The following is a 3,717-nucleotide window of genomic DNA, read 5'->3' on the forward strand; positions in this document are numbered from 1 at the left end:
TCCGTTGGCGGCATGAGTGGCGGCTCAAACGAGCATCCACATCGTAAACGCGGCGCAGAGGCAGATCGTGCCCACGACAGTCATCCGGCAAAGAAGCGCTCGGTCCGGTCCATGTCGATCATCTTCGAGATCGATCCACGCCCGTAAACGTTTAAAGCTGCACGCTGGCTCCTGCTTGCGCCTGTCGTAATCTGTCAGAGCTTACGTCCCATTAGATGGTGTGAGCGCTCTGCGAACTGGCATTCCAGCAAATTCGATCTGAGGGGCTTCGAAATCAACTGAATCAGCTGGTTGCTAACCGCTATCTGCAAGCCCGCACTGAGCAGCTCTTGACCCTGAGTACGGCAACGCTCGTTGCGTGTGTCGGGCTCTTAGTGTCCAAGTTGCAGTAACTGATAGCCCTCCGAGGCTCGCGCAATAGCGGGGGTTGTGTTGATCAATTGGCATCGGTCGTCGAGCAGGTTCGTGGTCCAATGCGGCGAGACAAAGTAAGGATCAAACGTCGGAGTGATGAAAAGCTAACCATAATCGAAGAAGGATCGCTCAAAAGTTCACTGCTGCTGGTGCGAACCTTATTGCATGCCTGCGCAGAGCGCAGGCGGACGACGCTCTGGCGCTGACACTCGACATTGCACTCAGCGCTGGGACTGCTCACCTGCTTTGATGGATGGCGGACAAAAGGCTCCAGTCATCGGACTGGAGCCGCCACCTTCCTAAACGCCTCCGCGAGGGGGATTGCGGGCAGTCGGAAGAGCGGGGTTTATCGATCTAGGTCAATGTTTCAACCGGATGCACGCTAGCGGCAAAAGTCAGACTATTGCGCTGTCATAAAACCAGTCAAACACCGGGCTTGTCATTTCAATCTGCGAGACTTTAACTCTGACACTCAGAAATAACAGGTTTGTGAAAAACAAGCCGAAGGGGGTCCGCAGTGGAGAAGGTGCGACGCTTACGCGCGATGGGTTCGCTGTGTCGTCAACAAGCAGCGTACAATGGCGTGAATAAATGGAAGCTCCTCGCGGAAGCAGAATACTGGGAGCACTTGGCTGAGCTTGAGCTGTCGTCCCATTTCCAAGAATGCAACGTCGCTTGTGCAAATGAAAGAACAGAGCCTCAAGCACGCACAGAGGAGAATGATTACTCGCGCCGGGAGACGATTGCCCCCGGATCAACGGCGACCACGAATGACGCGCAGTGTGCGCTTATGCCCCTATGAGCAAGATCCTCGTCGCGGCAATCGAAATGTGGGTTGGTCCAGCGCGCCAGTGTCGGCGACCTTACTCTTCTGGCCTATATGTCGCGATTTTGCGCGCACCTTCCCAAAGCTCGACGTCTTGGCCGTTAACGAGCTGCTTGGCTCGTTCGCTCGCCGTTGGTTCGTCGACGCAATCAAGTTCAAGGCGAAGCTGTATGTGGCCGTCCGATCCAAGAATGTAGGCTCGATACTCCGGCATGAGTTGCTCCAAAACATCAGTTCCGAAGCTGAAACCCGAGAAAATTACAACAACATCAAGAAGCTGTCCATTTAATTAGGACGATACTCCCATCCGTTCCAGACGGATCACTGCTCTGGACATACTCAAGAGCGCCACCGCCGCTGAGGAGGTACACGTTCGGATTCACCCAACCCCGAATATTAAGCTGCCTTCGTTGCATTGCATGATCGATTAAATACATTTAACGAATTAAATTCGGATAACTGAAAATAATGTGGTGCCTCTGTCGGTCCGAAGACGTTCGTGACGTGGATGTCATGCCTCGACAGAAGATGACGATCGACGTGAATTTTTGAGGACCTGCGGTAGATTTGCGGCCGTAACGCCGCCCGCCATGACCTTGCTTCTATCGACCTCACTCACGTCAAACGCCATCGCTGCGTCTGGGGCAAAAGGTGTGAACGGAGGTGGGGCAGAGCACCATCACCATGAGCACCACCTCGAACACCATCCTCACGACCGGGACGACGATTAGTTGATGAGGGAAGAGGTCCGCCTCAGGCACTCCTGGGGCCTCTGCCTTGTAAGCACATGGCCTACTCACCTAGTCGTGAGTTGGGTCGCTGTCGGCGCTCTACACATCTCGGTCGGGTTAATCGAGACGGTCTCTCGCCCATGGGCGCGACCTGCGCCGATAGTGCCACAAACAGCATCAATGTCGTTAGGGGCACCATTCCGGCGCATCATTCTCGCGCGCCGAGAGCGTCGTCGGTCGTGGCGACGTGCAGCGTGTTCAGACTGCGGCCATCGGGCAGCGGAACGGATCAGCAATCACGCCGCTGTCAGTCTCGATTGCTCATCATGCTTCGTGCTACTGCAGTTTCTGGTTGTTGGCTACTTCTCGCGCTAAACTAAGCTCAAGCTCAGTGAGCTTTTCGATCAAGTGCTCCACGATCTCCGCGCAGTCCGAATGCGTCAGCGAATGCACTCCGCGCGATGTCAGGTGGTTCTTGAGGATAGTCGCCATCATGGCTTTGACGCTCATGGACCGGCCTCGTCTGAAAAATCGGATCGTCACAAAATCAATCTGAAGTAGACGTTGAATATGGACGACACGCAACGGCAAGAGGTTTGGTTCAACCTCCGTACAAGTACGGGCGGCGCTCGCGCTATGTTGGTTGCGAAGCACGTTGCCGTTGCAACACCAAAGCAGCGCTTCGCTCCGAATTCGGGACTTACGAAACAATTCGTTAGCTTTTATCTGGCTTGCTAGGTGCGTGCCGATTACCGCCGATTGCGGCACATGGAATGGGAATACCGGCCCCGGCTGTTCCTCCCAACCTGCGGCCGGGGCCGTTTGAACTTGCACTGCACCGTGGTCCACGACAATGTTTAGAGGCATTGCCATCACGCTATTTGGGCTGACCATTCTTTCGCAGCTCGATCAGACGCTCTTCTACGGTAGAAATACTGGCGCCGCGCTCAGGCTTGTGCGGGACATTAGTCGTGGTTCCGGCCTGTAGGTCAGCCGTGCTGCGCTCCTTCGGGCGGGGCATGCGCGAGCTTCCTCGACGGCTACTTCTTCAACAATACCCCTATCGTTCGCGCCATTCGCATCACTGATCCTGCGTGACGGCCCAGCTCGGCTGCAATCTTCGATACGCCAGCGCCCGTCCGTGCCAGCTTCGACAATTGCTGGACCTCGCGGTCGGTCCATTGCTTTGGCTTCGGCGTTTTCATGGTGCGGTGCTCACCCGCACCAGTTAACCAGCGCGCCTCGTTTCGAACACTTGGGAAATTTACGGGTGGGTCCGTGGGCTGCGATCGAGGTTCACCGAGAAATAGTCGATCAGTTCCGTAGCCTGGGCGTCTTGCCTGAAACCCCGCTGTTCTTCGAAATCGACGGAAGGACCACATGGATGAACTGCTGGCGGCGTACAATGACATCACCGCTTCCGGATTGAGCCCTCCCAACCGCAATGCGATGCGGCGAAGGCGGAGCAGCGTCCGCTGGCGGAGCCATGCGCAAAGTTCCGTTGTCACGCCGATCTAGCCGGCTTGACCCTCTTCCGCGTCAGCCACGCGTTCGCTGAGAGGGCGGCTTAAACTCCACGACCTCGTGCTGGTCGCACGGATTAGCTCGCTCGTTTTTCTTGACGATTAGCTCAAGCTCGAGGGCCTCGAAGGCGAGTTCATCCGCCAAGCGCTTAAACAGCTCGCGCTTTTCTATGTCCGTCGCTTGCTGGCTCATCAGCATAAACTCTCTGGCGTCAGCGCGGAC

At 56.0% G+C, this 3,717-nt stretch carries 4 protein-coding genes; 2 read left to right on the top strand and 2 right to left on the bottom strand.

What is annotated here, in order from left to right; genetic code table 11:
- The first annotated feature begins 1,184 nt into the window (after window positions 1-1,184).
- Complete coding sequence (locus ACFQX9_RS16640) at window positions 1,185-1,529, top strand: hypothetical protein (RefSeq protein WP_204513898.1); 345 nt, start codon at window positions 1,185-1,187, stop codon at window positions 1,527-1,529.
- A 778-nt stretch (window positions 1,530-2,307) separates the two neighbouring features.
- On the opposite strand, the gene ACFQX9_RS16645 is transcribed toward ACFQX9_RS16640, so the two are convergent.
- Window positions 2,308-2,865 carry a hypothetical protein gene (locus tag ACFQX9_RS16645; protein ID WP_247367259.1) on the bottom strand — a complete coding sequence of 186 codons (558 nt, stop codon included), beginning with the start codon at window positions 2,863-2,865 and terminating at the stop codon, window positions 2,308-2,310.
- A 486-nt stretch (window positions 2,866-3,351) separates the two neighbouring features.
- On the opposite strand from ACFQX9_RS16645, the gene ACFQX9_RS16650 reads away from it, so the two are divergent.
- The gene (locus ACFQX9_RS16650) at window positions 3,352-3,489 is read left to right on the top strand and encodes a hypothetical protein (RefSeq protein WP_377789584.1); all 138 of its coding nucleotides are present in this window, start codon (window positions 3,352-3,354) and stop codon (window positions 3,487-3,489) included.
- A gap of 21 nt (window positions 3,490-3,510) precedes the next feature.
- On the opposite strand, the gene ACFQX9_RS16655 is transcribed toward ACFQX9_RS16650, so the two are convergent.
- The coding region (locus tag ACFQX9_RS16655; RefSeq protein ID WP_377789586.1) for a hypothetical protein at window positions 3,511-3,717 on the bottom strand (207 nt) is incomplete at its 5' end.

This window comes from Bradyrhizobium sp. GCM10028915, from assembly GCF_042666195.1.
Classification (GTDB): domain Bacteria; phylum Pseudomonadota; class Alphaproteobacteria; order Rhizobiales; family Xanthobacteraceae; genus Bradyrhizobium; species Bradyrhizobium canariense_D.

Coding starts and splice junctions, on each gene's coding strand:
- ACFQX9_RS16640 (WP_204513898.1), top strand. CDS start 1,185: ATGACGCGCAGTGTGCGCTTATGCCCCTATGAGCAAGATCCTCGTCGC.
- ACFQX9_RS16645 (WP_247367259.1), bottom strand. CDS start 2,865: ATGGTCAGCCCAAATAGCGTGATGGCAATGCCTCTAAACATTGTCGTG.
- ACFQX9_RS16650 (WP_377789584.1), top strand. CDS start 3,352: ATGGATGAACTGCTGGCGGCGTACAATGACATCACCGCTTCCGGATTG.